Source organism: Enterobacter sp. 4974935 (assembly GCF_058661735.1).
On sequence record NZ_JBZWGT010000003.1, the window covers coordinates 1,251,311 to 1,273,407 of the forward strand.

The window sequence follows — 22,097 nt, forward strand, 5'->3', positions numbered from 1 at the left end:
GGGTTAGGGTGAGGGAATTTATTAGATCTTACATGCGCCGCTTTCGCAGCCATCGTCCTGAATTGACGGCGCCAGGTCGTCCTGCGCGTCTTCCGCACCATCACGGGTGTTGTGATAGTACAGCGTTTTCACGCCAAATTTGTAGGCGGTGAGCAGGTCTTTCAGCAGTTGCTGCATCGGAACCTTGCCTGACGGGAAGCGCGTCGGGTCGTAGTTGGTATTGGCAGAGATCGACTGGTCGATAAACTTCTGCATGATACCCACCAGTTGCAGGTAGCCATCGTTGTTTGGCATTTCCCACAGCAGCTCGTAGTTATTGCCCAGCGTTTCGTAGTCCGGTACCACCTGACGCAGCACGCCGTCTTTCGACGCTTTGATGCTGACGTGGCCGCGCGGTGGCTCAATACCGTTGGTGGCGTTGGAGATCTGCGAAGAGGTCTCGGACGGCATCAGGGCAGAGAGCGTGGAGTTACGCAGGCCGTGAGTTTTAATGGACTCGCGCAGGCCTTCCCAGTCGAGGTGCAGCGGCTCGCTGACGATCGCATCCAGGTCTTTTTTGTAGGTGTCGATCGGCAGAATGCCTTTCGCGTAGGTGGTTTCATTGAACCACGGGCACGCGCCTTGCTCTTTCGCCAGCTCGTTGGAGGCTTTCATCAGGTAGTACTGAATGGCTTCGAACGTCTGGTGCGTCAGATTGTTGGCGCTGCCGTCGGAGTAACGCTTGCCGTTTTTCGCCAGCCAGTAGGCGAAGTTGATCACGCCGATACCTAAAGTGCGACGGCCCATTGCGCCGCGTTTTGCCGCCGGGATTGGGTAATCCTGGTAGTCCAGCAGGGCGTCGAGCGCACGAACCGCCAGCACGGCCAGCTCTTCCAGCTCGTCCAGGCTCTTAATCGCACCCAGGTTGAACGCAGAGAGCGTACACAGGGCGATTTCACCGTTTTCATCGTTCACATCGTCCAGCGGTTTGGTCGGCAGGGCGATCTCCAGGCACAGGTTGGACTGGCGCACTGGCGCAACCACCGGATCGAACGGGCTGTGGGTGTTGCAGTGGTCAACGTTCTGGATGTAGATACGGCCGGTAGAGGCACGTTCCTGCATCATCAGGGAGAACAGATCGACCGCCTTCACGCGCTGCTTGCGGATGCTGTCGTCTTTTTCGTATTTGGTGTACAGACGCTCGAATTCGTCCTGATCGGCGAAGAACGCGTCGTACAGACCCGGGACGTCGGATGGGCTGAACAGGGTGATATCTTCACCTTTCAGCAGGCGGGTGTACATCAGCTTGTTGATCTGCACGCCGTAGTCCATGTGACGCACGCGGTTGCCTTCCACGCCGCGGTTGTTCTTCAGAACCAGCAGGCTTTCCACTTCCAGGTGCCACATTGGGTAGAACAGGGTGGCAGCGCCACCGCGCACGCCGCCCTGAGAGCAGGATTTTACTGCCGTCTGGAAGTGCTTGTAGAACGGGATACAGCCGGTGTGGAACGCTTCACCGCCGCGGATCGGGCTGCCCAGCGCACGGATACGACCAGCGTTGATGCCGATACCAGCACGCTGGGAGACGTATTTCACGATGGCGCTGGAGGTCGCGTTGATGGAATCCAGGCTGTCACCACACTCGATCAGTACGCAGGAGCTGAACTGACGGGTAGGGGTACGCACGCCAGACATGATTGGCGTAGGCAGAGAAATCTTGAACGTAGAGACCGCATCGTAGAAACGCTTCACGTAGTCCAGACGGGTTTCACGTGGATAATTAGAGAACAGGCAGGCGGCCACCAGAATATAGAGGAACTGGGCGCTCTCGTAGATTTCGCCCGTCACACGGTTCTGAACCAGGTATTTGCCTTCGAGCTGCTTCACCGCCGCGTAGGAGAAGTTCATGTCGCGCCAGTGATCGATAAACCCGTTCATCTGCTCGAACTCTTCTTCCGTATAGTCTTCCAGCAGATGCGTGTCGTATTTGCCCAGCTCAACCATTTTCACTACGTGATCGTAAAGCTTCGGCGGCTCGAACTGGCCGTAGGCTTTCTTACGCAGGTGGAAAATCGCCAGACGCGCAGCGAGGTACTGATAATCCGGTGCGTCGCGGGAGATCAGATCTGCCGCTGCTTTGATAATGGTTTCGTGGATATCAGACGTTTTGATGCCGTCGTAGAACTGAATGTGAGAACGCAGTTCGACCTGGGATATAGATACGTTGTTCAGTCCTTCTGCTGCCCAGTCGAGAACTCGATGGATTTTGTCCAGATTGATACGCTCGGTAGTACCGTCGCGCTTTGTCACCAGCAGACTCTGATTCATGTGGGTTTTTACCTGTCCGTGAAATAAAAAAATATCCCCCGCTTATCCACAGAACCGTCTTGTGACTAACTCTGTGGATAAATACTACATATAGGGGTTTTGCGATAAGAAGAACGCTATATGGTGAGTATTCTAGTATCGAATCTTTTCAGCACAAGGGTTGATTTTGACGTTAAATTGAGGTTGTGAAAGGGTAAAAAAGGCTAAGTCCTCGTACCGTAAGGCCTGGAAGAGATGTCAATATTCCAGAAAAAAAATTCAAAATTTGATCGAGTGCTGATTTCTTCAACGGGAGGTCAGAATTGCGCAACATGATGTCGCGCAATCTTTATAAGAATAACGAATGACGTTAGTCGTTTTTGGCGGTTGTGTGCAACATATAGTTAACATCCACGCCCGGGGCAAGTTTGAATTTATCCGTCAGAGGATTGTAGTGCAGACCCGTCATGTGCTGCTCCTTAAGCCATGTCTGGTCAACCCAGCCCAGCAGTTCGGCAGGCTTGATGAACTTCTTCACGTCGTGCGTCCCTTTCGGCACCATGCGCAGCACATATTCCGCGCCTACCACGGCCATCAGCCAGGCTTTGCCGTTGCGGTTGATGGTCGAGAAGAAGACCTGTCCACCCGGTTTCACCAGTTTTGCACAGGCGCTGACGACCGACTGCGGATCGGGAACGTGCTCCAGCATCTCCATGCAGGTCACCACGTCATACTGGTGCGCATGTTTAGCCGCGTGCTCTTCCACGGTTTCCTGGACATATTCTACCTGTACGCCGGACTCCAGCGCATGAAGACGCGCAACCTGTAGAGGTTCGAAGCCCATGTCCAGACCGGTGACGGTGGCCCCTTCGCGCGCCATGCTTTCCGCCAGGATGCCGCCACCGCAGCCGACGTCGAGCACTTTCTTACCGAACAGACCGCCGGAACGCTCCGCGATATAGCCCAGACGTAGCGGGTTAATACGATGCAGAGGTTTGAACTCACCTTCGAGATCCCACCAGCGGGACGCCACCGCTTCAAATTTGGCAATCTCTTCGTGGTCAACGTTGTGAGCCACCGGGGATTTTTCGGCATTCATGGGCGCTTTTACTCCTTATTTAGCAAGACAAATGAGTATATCAGGCAATCCCTGTGAATAAAGCGTATAGGTTTACCTGTATCACCGCGGCTGTGTTATAATTTGCGACCTTTGAATCCGGGATACAGTAGAGGGATAGCGGTTAGATGAGCGACCTTGCGAGAGAAATTACACCGGTTAACATCGAGGAAGAGCTGAAAAGCTCCTATCTGGACTATGCGATGTCGGTCATTGTTGGCCGTGCGCTGCCGGACGTCCGCGATGGCCTTAAGCCGGTACACCGTCGCGTACTATACGCCATGAACGTATTGGGCAATGACTGGAATAAAGCCTACAAAAAATCTGCCCGTGTCGTTGGTGACGTAATCGGTAAATACCATCCCCATGGTGATTCCGCGGTGTACGACACCATTGTCCGTATGGCGCAGCCTTTCTCGCTGCGTTACATGCTGGTAGATGGTCAGGGTAACTTTGGTTCTATCGACGGCGACTCCGCCGCGGCAATGCGTTATACGGAAATCCGTCTGGCGAAGATTGCCCATGAGCTGATGGCTGACCTGGAAAAAGAGACGGTTGATTTCGTTGATAACTACGACGGCACGGAAAAAATTCCTGACGTTATGCCAACGAAGATCCCAAACCTGCTGGTGAACGGTTCGTCCGGTATCGCAGTGGGTATGGCAACCAACATTCCGCCGCACAACATCACGGAAGTGATTAACGGCTGCCTGGCCTACATCGACGATGAAGACATCAGCATTGAAGGGCTGATGGAACACATCCCGGGCCCGGACTTCCCGACGGCGGCAATCATCAACGGCCGTCGCGGTATTGAAGAAGCGTACCGTACCGGTCGCGGCAAGATTTACATCCGTGCCCGCGCCGAAGTGGAAGCGGACGCCAAAACCGGTCGTGAAACCATTATTGTTCACGAGATCCCGTATCAGGTGAACAAGGCGCGTCTGATTGAAAAAATCGCCGAGCTGGTAAAAGAAAAACGCGTTGAAGGCATCAGCGCGCTGCGCGACGAGTCTGACAAAGACGGTATGCGCATCGTGATTGAAATCAAGCGCGACGCGGTGGGTGAAGTTGTGTTGAACAACCTTTACTCCCAGACTCAGCTTCAGGTCTCCTTCGGTATCAACATGGTTGCGCTGCACCATGGCCAGCCGAAGATCATGAACCTGAAAGAGATCCTGAGCGCGTTCGTGCGTCACCGCCGTGAAGTGGTGACTCGCCGTACCATCTTCGAACTGCGCAAAGCGCGCGACCGTGCCCATATCCTTGAAGCACTGGCCGTTGCGCTGGCGAACATCGACCCGATCATCGAGCTGATCCGCCGTGCGCCGACGCCAGCAGAAGCGAAGGCGTCGCTGGTTGCGCGTCCATGGGATCTGGGCAACGTGGCGGCGATGCTGGAACGTGCCGGCGATGACGCTGCGCGTCCTGAGTGGCTGGAGCCGGAATTCGGCGTGCGTGACGGTCAGTACTACCTGACTGAACAGCAGGCCCAGGCGATTCTGGATCTGCGTTTGCAGAAACTGACCGGCCTTGAGCATGAAAAACTGCTCGACGAGTACAAAGAGCTGCTGGAGCAGATTGCCGAGCTGCTGCATATCCTGGGTAGCGCAGAGCGCCTGATGGAAGTGATCCGTGAAGAGCTGGAGCTGGTTCGCGATCAGTTCGGCGACGAGCGTCGCACCGAAATCACGGCCAACAGCTCTGATATCAACATTGAAGATCTGATCAACCGCGAAGACGTGGTCGTGACGCTGTCTCACCAGGGTTACGTGAAGTATCAGCCGTTGACCGACTACGAAGCACAGCGTCGTGGCGGTAAAGGCAAATCTGCGGCGCGTATTAAAGAAGAAGACTTCATTGACCGTCTGCTGGTGGCCAACACCCACGACACGATCCTCTGCTTCTCCAGCCGGGGCCGTCTGTACTGGATGAAAGTCTATCAGCTGCCGGAAGCGAGCCGTGGCGCGCGGGGTCGACCTATCGTTAACCTGCTGCCGCTGGAAGCGAACGAACGTATCACCGCCATTCTGCCGGTACGCGAGTACGAAGAGGGCGTGAACGTCTTTATGGCAACCGCGAGCGGTACCGTGAAGAAAACCGCGCTGACCGAATTCAGCCGTCCACGTTCCGCCGGGATCATCGCGGTGAACCTGAACGAAGGCGACGAGCTGATCGGCGTGGATCTGACCTCTGGTTCTGATGAAGTGATGCTGTTCTCTGCGGCCGGTAAAGTGGTGCGCTTTAAAGAGAACGCTGTGCGCGCAATGGGTCGTACGGCGACCGGCGTGCGTGGTATCAAGCTGGCGGGTGAAGACAGCGTGGTTTCCCTGATCGTTCCGCGTGGCGAAGGCGCAATCCTGACCGTCACCCAGAACGGCTACGGTAAACGTACGGCGGAAAGCGAATACCCGACCAAGTCTCGCGGCACGCAGGGCGTTATCTCCATCAAAGTGACCGAGCGCAACGGTTCCGTTGTTGGCGCGGTACAGGTGGACGACGCGGACCAGATCATGATGATCACCGATGCCGGTACGCTGGTGCGTACCCGCGTGTCAGAGATCAGCGTGGTGGGTCGTAACACCCAGGGCGTTATCCTCATCCGTACTGCGGAAGATGAAAACGTCGTCGGTCTGCAACGCGTTGCTGAGCCGGTGGATGACGAAGAGCTCGACTCTATCGACGGCAGCGTCGCGGAAGGGGATGATGAAATCGTCCCGGAAGCGGACACCGATGATGAAGCAGCGGATGACGCTGACGAGTAACGTCTCCTGACGCATAAAGGGCCGGTTTCCGGCCCTTTTGTTTTGCGCAAGCAGACAAGTGAACGTTGCGACAAGCCGCGTTTACCGCTACCTTAACCACATTCTTTTTTCCCCGATGGCGGAGCCTCGCCCCTTTGAAATACCTCGTCTCCTTTCGTACCACGTTAAAAGTTTCTCGCTATCTGTTTCGGGCGCTTGCGCTACTGCTATGGTTGCTGGTGGCACTGCTCTCGGTGTTTTACATCGTTAACGCGTTACACCAGAAAGAAGCGGAGATCCGCCAGGAGTTTAACTTAAGCTCGGATCAGGCCCAGCGCTATATCCAGCGCACGTCTGACGTGATGAAAGAGCTTAAGTATATCGCTGAGAATCGACTGACGGCGGAGAACGGCATTCTTGCCCTCCGCGGTCGGGATGAAAAAACCGAAGTACCTGATTTCGAACCGCTCTTCCCGGACTCCGATTGTTCCGCGATGGGCAAAGCCTGGCGTGGCTCACTGGAGTCCCTGTCATGGTTTATGCGCTACTGGCGCGATAATTTTTCGGCCGCTTACGATCTAAACCGCGTCTACCTGATTGGCAACGAAAATCTTTGCATGGCGGACTTCGGTCTGCGAGATATGCCCGTCGAACGCGAAGACGCGCTGAAAAGCCTGCATGAGCGCATAGTGAAATACCGCAATGCGCCTCAGGAAGAGCGCGGGAACAACATCTTCTGGATAAGCCAGGGGCCGCGCATGGGTGTCGGCTATTTCTATGCCCTGACTCCGGTTTACCTCGGAAACCGCCTGCAAGCGCTGCTGGGGATTGAACAAACCATCCGCATGGAAAACTTCTTCACGCCGGGCAGTCTGCCGATGGGCGTGACCATTCTGGATGAGAACGGCCACCCACTCATCTCCCTTACCGGGCCTGAAAACCGCCTGAAAGTGGAGCCCAGCTGGATGCAGGAGCGGTCATGGTTTGGCTATACCTCCGGGTTCCGCGAGCTGGTGCTGAAGAAAAGTTTACCGCCATCGTCGCTGAGCATTGTCTATTCGCTGCCGGTGGACAAGGTGCTGGAGCGCATTCGCATCCTGATCCTTAACGCCATTTTGTTGAACATCGCGGTAGGCGTCGCGCTGTTTATGCTGGCGAGAATGTATGAGCGGCGGATCTTTATTCCGGCGGAAGCGGATGCTCAGCGTCTGGAGGAGCACGAGCAGTTTAACCGTAAGATTGTCGCCTCGGCGCCGGTAGGGATCTGTATCCTGCGTACTCAGGACGGGACAAATATCCTCAGTAACGAGCTTGCCCATAACTACCTGAACATGCTCACGCATGAAGACCGCCAGCGGTTAACGCAGATCATCTGTGGGCAACAGGTTAACTTTGTGGATGTGCTGACCAGCACGCACACCAATCTGCAAATCAGCTTCGTCCATTCGCGCTACCGCAATGAAAACGTGGCGATTTGCGTGCTGGTGGACGTCTCCGCGCGCGTTAAGATGGAAGAGTCATTGCAGGATATGGCGCAGGCGGCGGAGCAGGCCAGCCAGTCGAAATCGATGTTCCTCGCGACCGTCAGCCATGAGCTGCGTACGCCGCTGTACGGCATTATCGGTAACCTCGATCTTCTCCAGACCAAAGAGCTGCCGAAAGGGGTCGACCGCCTGGTGACGGCCATGAACAACTCGTCCAGCCTGCTGCTGAAAATTATCAGCGATATTCTCGACTTCTCTAAAATTGAATCCGAGCAGTTGAAAATAGAACCGCGTGAGTTCTCCCCGCGCGAGGTGATGAACCATATCAGCGCCAACTATCTGCCGCTGGTGGTGCGCAAACAGCTGGGGCTGTACTGCTTTATCGAGCCGGATGTGCCGCTGACGCTGCATGGCGATCCGATGCGTCTGCAACAGGTCATCTCGAACCTGCTAAGCAACGCCATCAAATTCACCGATATCGGCTGTATTGTGCTGCATGTCTGCCGGGCAGGGGAGTACCTGACGATTCGCGTACGCGACACGGGTGTTGGCATTCCGGCGAAAGAGGTCGTTCGCCTGTTCGATCCGTTCTTCCAGGTGGGGACGGGCGTCCAGCGTAATTTCCAGGGGACCGGGCTGGGTCTGGCGATTTGCGAGAAGCTTATCAGCATGATGGACGGGGATATCTCCGTCGATACCGAGCCGGGTATGGGCAGCCAGTTCACCATCCGTATCCCGCTCTACTCGGCACACTATCCGGTGAAAACCACGGTCGACGGGCTGAGCGAAAAGCACTGCTGGCTGGCGGTGCACAACGCCTCCTTACATGATTTCCTGACCTCGATGCTGACCAGCAGCGGCGTGCGGGTCTCACGCTATGAAGGCCAGACGCCGGACGCAGATGACATGCTGATTACTGACGTTGAGCCAGACAAGGCGTGGGCGGGGCGGGGCGTGGTGATGTTCTGCCGCCGTCATATCGGTATTCCGATTGAGCGTTCGCCCGGGGTATGGGTGCACAGCGTGGCGACACCGCACGAAATGTTGGGCTTGCTGGCGCGTATTTACAGCGTACAGCTTGAGGACAGCGATGGCGCTACCGTGCTGGCTTCCCCTGATGAGCTGGCATCGGTGAATGACGATATGATGATTCTGGTCGTCGACGATCATCCGATTAACCGTCGTCTGCTCGCAGACCAGCTTGGCTCTCTGGGCTATCAGTGTAAAACGGCCAATGATGGCGTGGATGCCCTGAATGTCTTAAGTAAGAATCATATTGATATTGTGCTCAGCGATGTGAACATGCCTAACATGGACGGCTATCGTCTGACGCAGCGTATCCGACAGCTGGGGCTGACGCTGCCGGTGGTGGGGGTGACAGCCAACGCACTGGCGGAGGAGAAGCAGCGCTGTCTGGAGTCGGGAATGGACAGCTGCCTGTCGAAGCCGGTCACGCTGGATGTACTGAAGCAGACGCTATCCGTGTATGCGGAGCGGGTGCGAAAAGCAAGACAATAAAAAAGGCCCGAAAGGGCCTTTTTTATTTGTCCGACGGCACTGCGCTTGCGCGGGCCTACGGGGTCTTTAGACCGGGTAACCGCGAGGGGCACCCGGCGTAGACAGCGACGATCAATCTTTGTCCGTTGCGCTCAGCGTCACGGAAGAGAGATAGTTCAGCAGGGCGATATCGTTATCCACACCCAGCTTCATCATCGCGGATTTTTTCTGGCTACTGATGGTTTTGATACTGCGGTTCAGCTTCTTGGCGATTTCAGTAACCAGGAAACCTTCAGCGAACAGACGCAGAACTTCACTCTCTTTAGGCGAGAGACGCTTGTCGCCATAGCCACCTGCGCTGATTTTTTCAAGCAGGCGTGAGACGCTCTCAGGCGTGAATTTCTTCCCTTTCTGTAGCGCCGCCAGCGCTTTAGGCAGATCGGTAGGTGCGCCTTGTTTCAGCACAATCCCTTCAATATCAAGATCCAGAACGGCGCTCAGGATCGCCGGGTTATTGTTCATGGTCAGAACAATGATCGAAATGTCCGGGAAGTGGCGTTTAATGTATTTGATGAGCGTAATCCCATCACCGTATTTATCCCCAGGCATGGAGAGATCGGTAATGAGCACGTGCGCATCAAGTTTAGGCAGGTTGTTAATAAGGGCTGTGGAATCTTCAAATTCACCGACTACATTCACCCACTCGATCTGTTCAAGTGATTTGCGAATACCGAACAGTACAATCGGATGGTCATCGGCAATAATTACGTTCATATTGTTCATGTATAAGGCTACCTTGCTACAGCAAGCTCTTGACGTAAGCGTCAATGTCGCTGATGTATTTTTCAATGCCAGAGGCATCTTTCTCACGAATTAGATGTTCCAGCGTTTCACATAACTGCTTGCCGGGAACCAGATTAAGCATGGCAAACACCCCTTTAAGCCGGTGTGCTGTCTGTGCCAGCGCTGCAAAATCCTGCGCAGCGGACTCAGTATACAACCGCTTAACATCATCTGGTACTGTATCAACGAAGAGCGAATAATATCCGCTGGCATGGAGTTCGGCATTTTCATCGCCGCCTAACGGTGACTCCAGGATCTCTTCCTGCGCCAGATTCTCTTCAATCAGTTGTAATACAGCTTCCTGCATTGCATTGCTCATATTAAAGTTGACGCGCAGCTGCCCAGGGCCGATTTTCCGCACGCCTGGCTCATCATCGCTTAAAAGCAAGCCGGAGGCAGTAAGATTAGACGGATTATCAGTTAAAAATAGATCAAATTCTTGACTCGCGAGCCTTTCGTCCGGGGTAATGCAGGACGCGCCCCAGTTTTCCAGCTGACGAACGACGATATTACGGATCTCACTGGAGGTCACGTCCACCATCACCACCACATCATCCAGCAGACGCTCTTCATCCTCTTCCTGAGGATTCGCCGCCATTTTAACATGCAAGGAGTAGCGGGTGCCGAGGGATTCGCGCGCCTTAATGTTCAGATGACCGCCCAGCTTACGCGCCAGCTGATCGCAGAGCCAGAAGGTGAGGGCATTCGCCTTACCGTAGTGGTCGCGCTGGGTATCGTTCAGGAACGGGAAGTGCAGGTTATCGATTTCGCTCACGGTGACGCCTTCGCCCGTATCCAGAATACGGAACGTCAGACGATCGTCGGTGGACTCATCGGTGCTGACTTCAAGGGTGATCTTGCCGATCTGTGTCGTGGTGACGGCATACTGAATCAACATCATCAGGATGCGACGCAGGGCATCGCGATCGCCGTGACGCTCGTCGTTGGCCGGTAAATGGTTGTTGATCAGCAGCTGGAGCCCTTTGCGCTTGATCACCGGCAGGACTTCCGGAACCACCTCATCAATCAGATCCTGGATGGAGAAGAGCGTAGGGGTGCCCTTCCAGATGTCATTCTCCAGCATGTTCGCAAGCTGGATTTCGTCCACCAGACGAACCAGCGAGTCGGCCTGGCTGCTAAGCTGTCGGCTTTCCGGCGTGCTTAAATCAGCAATCTGCGTGGCGAGTGACTTCAGCGGCTGTTTAAAGGCATCGCCAATGTTTTGCATAAACGCCGCGCGGCCATGCTGGTTTTTCTCATACAGCCTTTGCGCCTGCTTGAGCTTTTTATTCACCAGCACTTCGCGATCCTGATCGCGGATGATGAAGATTTGCGTGCGCGAGGCGACCTGACTGCGGAACTGACGGATCTCATACAGTTCATTATTAATGGTGGCCTGAATGACGCCCTGATGCTGGTCCGCCATGGCCGTAATATTTTGCAGGTTAAGATGCGGCAGAAGGTGATCGGCAATTTTGTTGCTCATCACCGTCCGGTTTGCCTCCTGATCGTGAACAAGCACCCCAAGCGGCAGCACGGAAATAATCTCTTCATTCAGGGCACGAAGAACACGCAACTCGTTGCTGGTCCCGGCTGATACCGATGTCGAGTCGCTCTGGCGGCCCGACTGGAAACGGAAGGTGCTGTAGCCAAACAGCGCCAGCGCCAGCAGGCCGATATTCAACAGCAGCGGCAGCATAATGTTTTGCAGGGTATCAAGCATCAGGGTGCCAAAAGGCACCTGCCACACCAGCCGCATACCGGTTGAGTTGAGCGATGAGGCAATCTCAATCTTCGAGCCATTAAAGGAGATCGCTACGCTGTCCGGGCCTTCTTTATCCGACGGCGTGCGCATATTTTGGGTGCTGTTGTCTGGCTCCAGTCGGAAACTGTCCAGCGGCATATCCGGCGGGATAAGATCGTTAATTGGCAGATCGAAGGCAACCACGGTCGCCAGATGGCCCGGCTGGTTAAAGGTGGTTCGCAGCGTAAAGTAGTGGCCATTCTGCCAGGCAAGACGGCGTAATGACGAGAAACTTTCGCGCTCGTCCAGCGCGTTGGCCTGTTGCAGCATTTCTGCCCGACGGGAATCGACAATGCTGCCAACGGTGGTCTCTTTAAAGCCCGACGAGAGATCCTTAAGCGGCAGGGTCGAGATTAGGATCATGCTGTTGTCCTGACCGTTCAGGTAATACATGGACCACGGTACGGTCTCGGCGCCCCACAGGGTGTCCAGATAGGAGGAGATCCGCTGCGTCATCTCAAGCGTTGCGCTGTCGTGCGAGCCGAAAATCAGGGCTTCCGTCTTGCGCTGCGGTTTTTCAAGGTAATACACATCCTGCTTAAGGCGCGTTTCCTGCAACCCTTCGCCTGATGAGGTGGCAGGTGCGGCGGCGATATTGTCGTAGATTTGCCAGGTCGCGTAGCGCCACGTATCAATGCGCTTATGCACCGCATGGGTGATATCGACAATTTGATAGCTTTTATCTTTAAGCCAGGTATTCACGGCGCTCTGAACCATCACTCCCATTGTGACTAACAGCACAACGATCAACAGAAGAAAGAAACGGGTGATGCTGCCCGGTAGAAGGGAGAATTTGCTCGGGGCGGTAGTTTCAGTCTGACTCATCGATGTGTTTAACCCGTAATGGCCGCGCGGTAATGGGATAGGGCAGTATAAAGGGTAATAACTGAATTTCCAGCGTCGTTATCGGTATGACCTTGACTTTTTATCTGTCGCAACCCGCTTCAACGTCATCCGTGTGAAAGATGTACAAAACCCAGTGAAATGTACAAATATGCTGTTACAACGGCAGTAAAATAGCACGAATTAACAAGAAATTAATTTTGAAAGTGAAAAGGAAAATCTGTAAACGCCGGGCGATGGATTTAGTTAATAGTCGTTATCATTACAGACGGGTAGCACATAAAATGTCTGTTGACGTAAAGAAAGGTAAAAAAAAACCGAATGCGGAGCATCCGGTTCAATTAGGGATAAACAGACATTCAGAACTGAATGACGGTAATAAATAAAGTTAATGATGATAGCGAGGGTTATTTTAGTGGTGTTGACGGGAATTTTTTTGTCATTCAGTGCTGTACTCTTTTTTAAGTTAGTCTTTTGAATTTTATAGGATATATTTTTGTTTTGATTATCCGTGCTATATTTTTAAACTTTTGATGCTTTGTGAAAGTTCCTTGAAATTTACATATTGAAACATCTTGGTGGTAAAGTGAAACATCTTCAAAGTTTTCGTATCATATTCCTGTTGGATTATTCTGCATTTTTGAGGAGAATGAACTTGCCGACTGGTTAAGAGGGTTGATCAGTAAGCAGTGGTAAATAATAAGGCATATAACAGAGGGTTAATAAAATGAAAGTTAAAGTACTGTCCCTCCTGGTACCAGCTCTGCTGGTGGCAGGCGCAGCAAATGCGGCTGAAATTTATAACAAAGACGGCAACAAATTAGATCTGTACGGTAAAGTGGATGGCCTGCACTATTTCTCTGATGACGACAGTGCAGACGGCGACCAGACCTACATGCGTCTGGGCTTCAAAGGCGAAACTCAGGTTAACGACCAGCTGACCGGTTACGGCCAGTGGGAATACCAGATCCAGGGTAACTCTGGTGAGAACGAAAACAACTCATGGACGCGTGTGGCGTTCGCAGGTCTGAAATTCGCTGATGCGGGTTCATTCGACTACGGTCGTAACTACGGCGTTGTTTACGATGTGACTTCCTGGACCGACGTTCTGCCGGAATTCGGCGGCGACACCTACGGTTCTGACAACTTTATGCAGCAGCGTGGTAACGGCTTCGCGACCTACCGTAACCAGGACTTCTTCGGTCTGGTTGATGGTCTGAACTTCGCGTTGCAGTACCAGGGTAAAAACGGCAGCGCAAGCGGCGAAGGCCAGACCAACAACGGTCGTGAGGCACTGCGTCAGAACGGTGATGGCTACGGCGGCTCTCTGACCTATGATCTGGGCGAAGGCTTCGCACTCGGTACGGCAGTCACCAGTTCTAAACGTACTGCTGACCAGAACGCTGCGGGCTACTACGGTGAAGGCGATCGCGCAGAGACCTACACCGGTGGTCTGAAATACGACGCGAACAACATCTACCTGGCTGCACAGTATACTCAGACTTACAACGCGACCCGCGTTGGCGATCAGGGCTGGGCTAACAAAGCGCAGAACTTCGAAGTGGTTGCTCAGTATCAGTTCGACTTCGGCCTGCGTCCATCCGTGGCTTACCTGCAGTCTAAAGGTAAAGACATCGAAAACTATGGCGATCAGGATATCCTGAAGTATGTTGACGTGGGTGCGACTTACTACTTCAACAAAAACATGTCCACCTATGTTGATTACAAAATCAACCTGCTGGATGAAAATGACTTCACCCGTCAGACAGGTATCGGTACTGACGATATCGTCGCGCTGGGTCTGGTTTACCAGTTCTAATTGCTCATACAGCAACAAAGGGGCCAACAGGCCCCTTTTTTCATGCTTTTTTAGGGTCTTACAAATACGCTGTTTTAGTGTACTCTTGCCGCCCTGGCATGAGGATAATAACCAATGGATATGACTTTTTTACGCGCCAGCGTTCTGGCGACTTTTTTACTCCTGACCGCGTGTGACTCTTCTACACAGCCCGCAAAAATCGACGCACCCGCCGCGACGGTGCTGGAAGGGAAAACCATGGGGACCTTCTGGCGCGTCAGCGTGATGGATATTGATAAGTCCCGCGCTGAAGAACTACGCGGTAAAATTCAGGCGCAGCTGGATGCCGACGATCAGCTACTCTCTACCTATAAAAATGACTCAGCGCTGATGCGTTTCAATCGCTCCAGCAGCACCTCGCTGTGGCCGGTGAGCGAAGCAATGGCCGATATCGTCACGGAAGCCATGCGCGTGGGCTACAAAACCAACGGCGCAATGGACGTGACCGTGGGGCCGCTGGTGAACCTGTGGGGATTTGGCCCCAACAAGCAGCCGGTGACCACACCCGATCAAGCCGCCATCGACGACGCCCGCGCGCGTACAGGGTTACAGCATCTGGCGGTGATCTCCCAGTACGGTCAGCAATACCTGCAAAAAGACATTCCCGACCTGTTTGTGGATCTCTCCACGGTAGGCGAGGGGTATGCTGCGGATCATCTCGCGGCCCTGATGGCGCAGGAAGGTATTCCCCGTTATCTGGTTTCAGTCGGGGGCGCGCTCGTCAGCCGGGGCATGAACGCCAGCGGCAGGCCGTGGCGAGTGGCCATCCAAAAACCAACCGATCAGCAGAACGCGGTGCAGGCGATTGTCGACATCAACGGGCACGGTATCAGCACCTCCGGAAGCTACCGCAACTATTACGAGCTGGATGGCAAACGTATCTCGCATGTGATTGATCCGCAAACCGGACGCCCGATTACCCACAACCTGGTGTCCGTGACGGTGATAGCGCCAACTGCGCTGGAAGCCGACGCCTGGGATACCGGATTGATGGTGCTCGGCACGGAGAAGGCCAAAGAGGTGGTGCGTCAGGAAGGGCTGGCCGTTTATATGATCACCAAAGAGGCTGACGGGTTTAAAACCTGGAGTTCACCGCAGTTCAACAGCTTCCTGGTGAGCGAAAAAAATTAAAAAGCAAGGTTGCGGGTTTTTGTTCGGTGGCGTTCAGGCAAGCTGAGCGTATGCTTGTAAGAGGAGCCGATGATGAAAAACACAACCTATCTTACCGATGAGGATCGCTGGCAGGCTGTTCTGGCCCGCGATCCGCGTGCGGATAACCAGTTTGTCTTTGCCGTGCAGACGACCGGCATTTATTGTCGTCCGTCCTGCCGTGCCCGCCACGCGCTGCGTAAAAATGTCTGCTTTTATCCTGATGCTCACCAGGCCGCGCAGGCGGGTTTCCGCCCCTGTAAGCGCTGTAGGCCGGACCAGGTCGACCCTATGGCGCAGAAAAAGGCCAACGTTGCGCTGGCCTGCCGACTGCTTGAGCAGGATGCCGCGCTGAACCTGGAGGCCCTGGCGCAGCAGGTTGGCATGAGTCCGTTCCATTTCCACCGCTTGTTTAAATCCGTCACCGGCATGACGCCGAAAGCATGGCAGCAGGCCGCGCGTGAACAACGCCTGCGTAGCCTGCTTGCACAGGGCGGTAAAATCACCGACGCCGTACTGGCCGCTGGCTTCCCGGACGGCAGCAGCTACTACCGTAAAGCCAACGGCGCGCTGGGCATGACGGCGAAACAGTACCGTAACGGAGAGGCTGCGGTCCGCTATGCCATCAGCGACTGCTCGCTGGGCCACTGTCTGGTGGCGGAAAGCGAGCGCGGGATCTGCGCAATACTGCTGGGTGATGACGACGCCGGGCTGACGGCTGAGCTGCTGTCACTGTTTCCGCTTGCCGTCCGTGAACCGATGGAAGGCGCATTTGCCGGGCGTGTTCGTCAGGTGATTGCCTCTGTCGACAGCCGCGCGACGCCGTTGACGTTACCGCTGGATATCCGGGGTACCGCCTTCCAGCAGCAGGTCTGGCAGGCGCTGCGGGCTATCCCCTGCGGTGAAACGGCGAGCTATCAGCAGGTGGCGAAGGCCATTGGTAAACCCAATGCCGTACGTGCCGTGGCGGGGGCCTGCGGAGCCAACAAACTGGCGATAGTTATCCCCTGTCACCGCGTGGTGCGTAACGACGGTGCGCTGTCGGGTTATCGCTGGGGCGCAGCGCGTAAGGTGCTATTGTTGAAACGTGAGGCGAACAACCCGGAGGGATAATGCTCGATCTTTTTGCTGATGCTGAACCCTGGCAGGAGCCGCTCGCGCCGGGGGCGACGATCCTGAGACGTTTTGCGCTTTCCCGCGCGGCGGCGCTGTTCGACGGTATTGATACCGTCACCGCCCGTTCGCCGTTTCGCCATATGGTCACGCCGGGCGGGTATACCATGTCCGTGGCGATGACCAACTGCGGCGAACTGGGATGGGCGACGAATGAGCGGGGCTATGTATATGCCGCGAACGACCCGCTGACGGATAGGCCGTGGCCGCCGATGCCGGAGGCGTTTCAGGCGCTGTGTCACGATGCCGCCGTCGCGGCCGGCTATCCTGATTTTCGTCCCGATGCCTGTCTGATCAACCGCTATGCCGTCGGGGCAAAACTCTCCCTGCATCAGGATAAGGACGAGCCTGACCTGCGCGCGCCGATTGTGTCGGTATCCCTTGGGTTGCCCGCTGTCTTTCAGTTTGGCGGCCTGCGGCGCAACGACCCGCTCAAACGGCTGATGCTGGAGCATGGCGATGTGGTGGTCTGGGGCGGTGAATCACGGCTTTTTTATCACGGCATTCAGCCGCTTAAAAATGGCGATCACCCGGTGGCGGGGGCGTTTCGCTACAACCTCACGTTCCGCCAGGCAGCGTACAGAGAATAAAAATAAGAATTATTCTTGATGTGTGTGAAAGGCAGTTTACACTGCTGGCTGATTTTTCTTGTCCGGATTGCTCTGCATGCAACTACTTCTTCTTGTCTGGCGGCAGTATCGCTGGCCTTTTATCGCGGTGATGGCGCTAAGCCTTGCCAGCGCGGCGCTGGGGATCGGCCTGATTGCCTTCATTAACGTGCGTTTGATCGAAATGGTCGACACGTCACTCTCCGTCCTGCCGGAATTTCTGGGTTTACTGCTGCTGCTGATGGCAGTCACGCTCGGGTCACAGCTGGCGCTGACCGCGCTCGGCCACCACTTCGTTTTCCGTCTGCGCAGTGAGTTCATCAAACGGATCCTTGATACTCAAGTGGAACGCATCGAACAGCTGGGAAGTGCTTCTCTGCTGGCGGGGCTGACCAGCGATGTGCGCGCCATTACCATCGCCTTTGTGCGCCTGCCGGAGCTGGTGCAGGGGATCATCCTGACCTTTGGCTCGGCAGCCTATCTCGCCTGGCTCTCCAGCAAAATGCTGGCGGTAACGGCGCTGTGGATTGTTATTACCATCTGGGGCGGGTTCCTGCTGGTATCACGCGTCTATAAGCACATGGCGGTGCTGCGCGAAACGGAAGACAAGCTCTATAACGATTATCAGACAGTGCTGGAAGGGCGCAAAGAGCTGACGCTGAACCGCGAGCGCGCCGAACATATCTTCAACCATCTCTATATCCCGGATGCGCACGAATATCGTCATCACATTATTCGCGCCGATACGTTCCACCTGAGCGCCGTGAACTGGTCCAACATCATGATGCTGGGTGCCATTGGCCTGGTGTTCTGGATGGCGAACAGCCTGGGGTGGGCGGATACCAACGTGGCGGCAACGTACTCCCTGACGCTGCTGTTTTTACGCACGCCGCTGCTGTCGGCCGTTGGCGCACTACCGACGCTGCTGAGCGCACAGGTGGCCTTCAACAAGCTGAAGAAGTTCGACCTTGCGCCGTTTAAGGCTGAGTTCCCGCGCCCGCAGGCCTTCCCGAACTGGCAAACGCTGGAGCTGCGTAACGTTACCTTCCGCTATCAGGATAACGCCTTCTCCGTGGGGCCGATAAATCTGACCATTCACCGCGGCGAACTGCTGTTCCTGATCGGCGGTAACGGCAGCGGCAAATCCACGCTGGCGATGCTGCTGACGGGCCTCTACCAGCCGCAGTCGGGTGAAATTTTGCTGGATGGTAAAGCGCTGAGCGCGGAGAAACCGGAGGACTACCGCAAGCTCTTTTCGGCGGTATTTACCGACGTCTGGCTGTTCGACCGGCTGCTGGGCCCGGAAGGGCAGCAGGCGGATCCGGCGCTGGTGGAGAAGTGGCTTGCGCACCTGCAAATGTCGCACAAGCTGGAGCTTCAGGATGGCAAAATCCTGAATCTCAAGCTGTCGAAAGGGCAGAAGAAGCGCGTGGCGCTGCTGCTGGCGCTGGCCGAAGAGCGCGACATCATCCTGCTGGATGAATGGGCCGCCGATCAGGACCCGCACTTCCGTCGCGAGTTTTATCAGGTCCTGCTGCCGCTGATGCAGGCGATGGGGAAAACCATTTTTGCCATCAGCCATGACGATCACTACTTCATTCACGCCGACCGTCTGCTGGAGATGCGCGACGGCAAACTGAGCGAGCTGACCGGCGATGAGCGCGATGCGGCGTCACGGGACGCGGTGGCGCGCACGGCCTGATTGCAATTGTGCCGGGTGGCCCCCGGCACACTCATTTTTCATATATGCCGTTTTTTTCTCCATCCCGACCCGCCGTTTATTCTTATTTACATATCCCCGCGCTATGCTTAACGCCAACTCATTTAATGGATTTATGATTGATGTCGGTATTAAAGAAAAACAGCGCCAGGCAGCGTGACCAGGAGCGTGCGCGGCTCATCTGGCTCCTGACGACCGATAAAGCGGTCACGTCAACGTTATTGGGTAAGCTAACCCTGGCTGAGCAATATGATGTCGGCACGCTGGCCGACGATATTGCTGAGGTAGGTGCGCTGGTTGCACATTTACCACCTCCGGATCTGGCGGACACCCTGGAGGCATTGCCTTCCGAGGAGCGCCACGCCCTGTGGCGGCTGGTGCAGGATCATGAGCGCGGTCAGGTGCTGCTTGAAGCCTCGGAAAACGTCTGGGATGACCTTATCGATGAGATGAGCGATCGGGACATTCTTGACGCCCTGCAAACGCTGGATATCGATGAGCAGATTTACCTCGTTCAGCATCTTCCGCGCAACCTGACCGGACGCCTGCTGGCTTCCCTGCCTGCCGAGGAGCGGGCGCGCGTGCGTCAGGTGATGCACTACGAGAAAAATAGCGTCGGCGCGATCATGGAGTTTGGCGTCATCACCGTGCGTCCGGACGTCACCCTGGGTACGGTGCAGCGCTATCTTCGTCGCCTGGGCAGTATGCCGGACAACACCGATAAACTGTTCGTCACCTCGCGGGATAAAACCCTGCTCGGGGAGCTGGAGCTGAAAACGATCCTGCTGAACAGCACCCAGCAGCGGGTAAGTGAGGTCATGGAAACCGAGCCGATGGTCTTCTCGCCGGAAGACGATGCCGAAAAAGCCGCGCGTACCTTCGAACGTGATGACCTGGTGAGCGCGGCGGTGGTGGATTCGGTGGGCAAGCTGATGGGGCGTCTGACCATTGATGAGATCGTTGACGTGGTCTATGAAGAGACCGATAACGACCTGCGTGCCCTTGGCGGTATCAGTGCCGAAGACGATGTTCATGCCTCCGTCGGCAAGGCCGTCAAAACCCGCTGGGCGTGGCTCGCCATCAATTTATGCACCGCGTTCGTGGCGTCCCGCGTTATTGACGGCTTCGAACATACTATTTCCCAACTGGTGGCCCTGGCGTCGTTGATGCCGATTGTGGCGGGGATCGGCGGGAACACCGGCAACCAGACTATCACCATGATCGTTCGCGCCCTGGCGCTGGAAAACATTCAGCCGGGTAATTTTTCGTGGCTGATTTTCAGGGAGATGGGCGTCGCGCTGATTAACGGCCTTGTCTGGGGCGGCATCATGGGCGGCATTACCTGGTGGCTGTACGATGATATGGCGCTGGGCGGGGTCATGATGCTGGCGATGGTGCTGAACCTGCTGGTGGCGGCGATGATGGGCGTGATTATCCCATTAACGATGACCCGGCTGGGGCGCGACCCCGCGGTGGGGTCGAGCGTGATGATCACCGCCATTACCGATACCGGCGGTTTCTTTATTTTTCTTGGACTGGCGACGATTTTTCTTCTGTAGCCAGTGCTTTTTGCTTAAGTCGGGCAGGGAGGATGAACATCATCACAATCCCGCCCAGCACGCCAATCGCCAGGTTGCCGGTGGAAACCGTTGCCACAACCGTCACCAGCATCACGACGGTTTCAGCCACCGGCGCGTTTTTCAGCGTTCCGGGCTGAACGCTATGCCAGCTAAAGGTCTTGACGGCCACAATGGCCATAATACCCGCCAGTACCGCCATCGGGATTTTGGCCATCACCTCGCTGAGCGCCGTAACCAGCACAAGCAGTACGATACCCGCCGCAAGGGTGGAGATACGGCTTCTGCCTTTCCCCATCTCCACGTTAACGATGGTCTGCCCAATCATCGCGCAGCCCGCAATGCCGCCGTAGAACCCGGCCATAATATTCCCCACGCCCAGACCGATGCTCTCGCGGCGCTTGCTTGAAGGGGTAACGGTCAGTTCATCCACCAGTTTTGCCGTCAGCAAGGATTCCAGCAGGCCAACAAAAGCGATACTTAGCGCACACGGCCAGATAATGCTCAGGGTTTCCAGATTGAGCGGCACCAGCAGTTGCGTAAAGCCCGGCAAACCGCCGCTCATGGAGCCTTCATCCCCTACCGTTGGCAGGATTTGCCCGCTGGTGACGGTGAACAAAGTCAGCAGCACAATGGCAATCAGCGGGGAGGGTACGCTTTTAATATAGCGTGGCACCCACAGCACAATCAGCAGCGTCAGCACGAACAGGCCTACTATCAGCGGGCTTCGGCTCCAGAAATGGGGCACCTGGGCAAAGAAAATCAAAATGCCAAGGGCGTTAACAAACCCGGTCATCACCGACTGGGGAATAAAGCGCATCAGCCGCGCCATTCCCAGCGCGCCGAACAGGATCTGAATCACGCCAGCCATCACCACCGCGGGCAGAATGTACTGTACGCCGTGTTGATGGACCATCGGGCCAATCACCAGCGCGACGGAACCGGCCGCCGCCGTCACCATGGCCGGACGCCCGCCGAGCAGGGAAAGGGCGAAACAGAGCACCACGGAGGCGATAAGGCTCACTTTCGGATCCACGCCCGCGACCACGGAAAACGAAATCACTTCCGGGATCAGCGCCAGCGCGGTAATCACGCCGGCCAGGGTTTCGCGCATCAGACGTTGAGGCGAACGTAAAACGGTGGCGACATGGCCTTCTTGGGGTACAGACGAGTGAGGTAATGACATAACAATTCGCTGGTAGGGGCAGGCTTCCGTGCGCGCGATCACAAAGTGCAGCATCATAGCCAGGAAAATCGTCGGGTGCCAGCCTGTATGCCAAAACCCTACAAACAATCCATCATTAAATTTCACAATTACAATAATTTCGTAACCTTTAAACAATATTTAAAAGTTGCTACCGTGCCACCGCAGCGTGTTTCACCTGTAATTTCTA

Annotated in this window: 13 protein-coding genes; 8 read left to right on the top strand and 5 right to left on the bottom strand. The window is 55.3% G+C overall.

All coding sequences use genetic code 11. The features are described from left to right. Window positions 1-21: 21 nt before the first annotated feature. Both nrdA and ubiG read right to left on the bottom strand, forming a co-directional pair. Window positions 22-2,307, bottom strand: coding sequence for a class 1a ribonucleoside-diphosphate reductase subunit alpha (gene nrdA, locus AC4OVS_RS07205; protein ID WP_023300610.1), 2,286 nt, complete (start codon window positions 2,305-2,307; stop codon window positions 22-24). 349 nt (window positions 2,308-2,656) lie between these two features. Next, the gene (gene ubiG, locus AC4OVS_RS07210; RefSeq protein ID WP_006811346.1) at window positions 2,657-3,385 is read right to left on the bottom strand and encodes a bifunctional 2-polyprenyl-6-hydroxyphenol methylase/3-demethylubiquinol 3-O-methyltransferase UbiG; all 729 of its coding nucleotides are present in this window, start codon (window positions 3,383-3,385) and stop codon (window positions 2,657-2,659) included. A gap of 146 nt (window positions 3,386-3,531) precedes the next feature. Here ubiG and gyrA point away from each other — a divergent pair, with 146 nt between their 5' ends. Together gyrA and rcsC are read left to right on the top strand one after the other, a co-directional pair. After that, window positions 3,532-6,168 carry a DNA topoisomerase (ATP-hydrolyzing) subunit A gene (gene gyrA, locus AC4OVS_RS07215; RefSeq protein ID WP_023300608.1) on the top strand — a complete coding sequence of 879 codons (2,637 nt, stop codon included), beginning with the start codon at window positions 3,532-3,534 and terminating at the stop codon, window positions 6,166-6,168. Between the two features lie 134 nt (window positions 6,169-6,302). Beyond that, window positions 6,303-9,149, top strand: a complete 2,847-nt coding sequence (gene rcsC / locus AC4OVS_RS07220; protein ID WP_023300607.1) for a two-component system sensor histidine kinase RcsC — start codon at window positions 6,303-6,305, stop codon at window positions 9,147-9,149. Window positions 9,150-9,260: 111 nt separating this feature from the next. Here the strand turns inward: rcsC and rcsB are convergent, their stop codons facing one another. Both rcsB and rcsD read right to left on the bottom strand, forming a co-directional pair. After that, window positions 9,261-9,911: a response regulator transcription factor RcsB gene (rcsB, locus tag AC4OVS_RS07225; RefSeq protein ID WP_003859405.1), complete on the bottom strand. Its 651-nt coding sequence runs from the start codon at window positions 9,909-9,911 to the stop codon at window positions 9,261-9,263. Between the two features lie 16 nt (window positions 9,912-9,927). Then, on the bottom strand, window positions 9,928-12,600 hold the full coding sequence (gene rcsD, locus AC4OVS_RS07230; protein ID WP_023300606.1) for a phosphotransferase RcsD: 2,673 nt from the start codon (window positions 12,598-12,600) through the stop codon (window positions 9,928-9,930). Window positions 12,601-13,345: 745 nt separating this feature from the next. On the opposite strand from rcsD, the gene AC4OVS_RS07235 reads away from it, so the two are divergent. The 6 genes from AC4OVS_RS07235 to mgtE all read left to right on the top strand — a co-directional run bounded on the left by AC4OVS_RS07235 (window position 13,346) and on the right by mgtE (window position 20,685). Beyond that, window positions 13,346-14,437 (top strand): porin OmpC, encoded by a 1,092-nt coding sequence (locus AC4OVS_RS07235; protein WP_046619097.1) that lies wholly within the window; start codon window positions 13,346-13,348, stop codon window positions 14,435-14,437. A gap of 114 nt (window positions 14,438-14,551) precedes the next feature. Beyond that, window positions 14,552-15,607, top strand: coding sequence for an FAD:protein FMN transferase ApbE (apbE, locus tag AC4OVS_RS07240; protein ID WP_023300605.1), 1,056 nt, complete (start codon window positions 14,552-14,554; stop codon window positions 15,605-15,607). A 72-nt stretch (window positions 15,608-15,679) separates the two neighbouring features. Continuing rightward, the gene (gene ada, locus AC4OVS_RS07245; protein ID WP_023300604.1) at window positions 15,680-16,738 is read left to right on the top strand and encodes a bifunctional DNA-binding transcriptional regulator/O6-methylguanine-DNA methyltransferase Ada; all 1,059 of its coding nucleotides are present in this window, start codon (window positions 15,680-15,682) and stop codon (window positions 16,736-16,738) included. Then, window positions 16,738-17,388: a DNA oxidative demethylase AlkB gene (alkB, locus tag AC4OVS_RS07250; RefSeq protein WP_023300603.1), complete on the top strand. Its 651-nt coding sequence runs from the start codon at window positions 16,738-16,740 to the stop codon at window positions 17,386-17,388. The genes ada and alkB overlap by 1 nt, the downstream gene beginning before the upstream one ends. Window positions 17,389-17,464: 76 nt before the next feature. Continuing rightward, the gene (locus AC4OVS_RS07255) at window positions 17,465-19,108 is read left to right on the top strand and encodes a multidrug ABC transporter permease/ATP-binding protein (RefSeq protein WP_003859392.1); all 1,644 of its coding nucleotides are present in this window, start codon (window positions 17,465-17,467) and stop codon (window positions 19,106-19,108) included. Window positions 19,109-19,248: 140 nt separating this feature from the next. Next, entirely contained in the window at window positions 19,249-20,685 is a 1,437-nt protein-coding gene (mgtE, locus tag AC4OVS_RS07260; RefSeq protein WP_006811337.1) for a magnesium transporter, read from the top strand. On the opposite strand, the gene AC4OVS_RS07265 is transcribed toward mgtE, so the two are convergent. Beyond that, window positions 20,648-21,943 carry a SulP family inorganic anion transporter gene (locus tag AC4OVS_RS07265; protein WP_045308675.1) on the bottom strand — a complete coding sequence of 432 codons (1,296 nt, stop codon included), beginning with the start codon at window positions 21,941-21,943 and terminating at the stop codon, window positions 20,648-20,650. The genes mgtE and AC4OVS_RS07265 overlap by 38 nt on opposite strands. Between the last annotated feature and the right edge of the window lie 154 nt (window positions 21,944-22,097).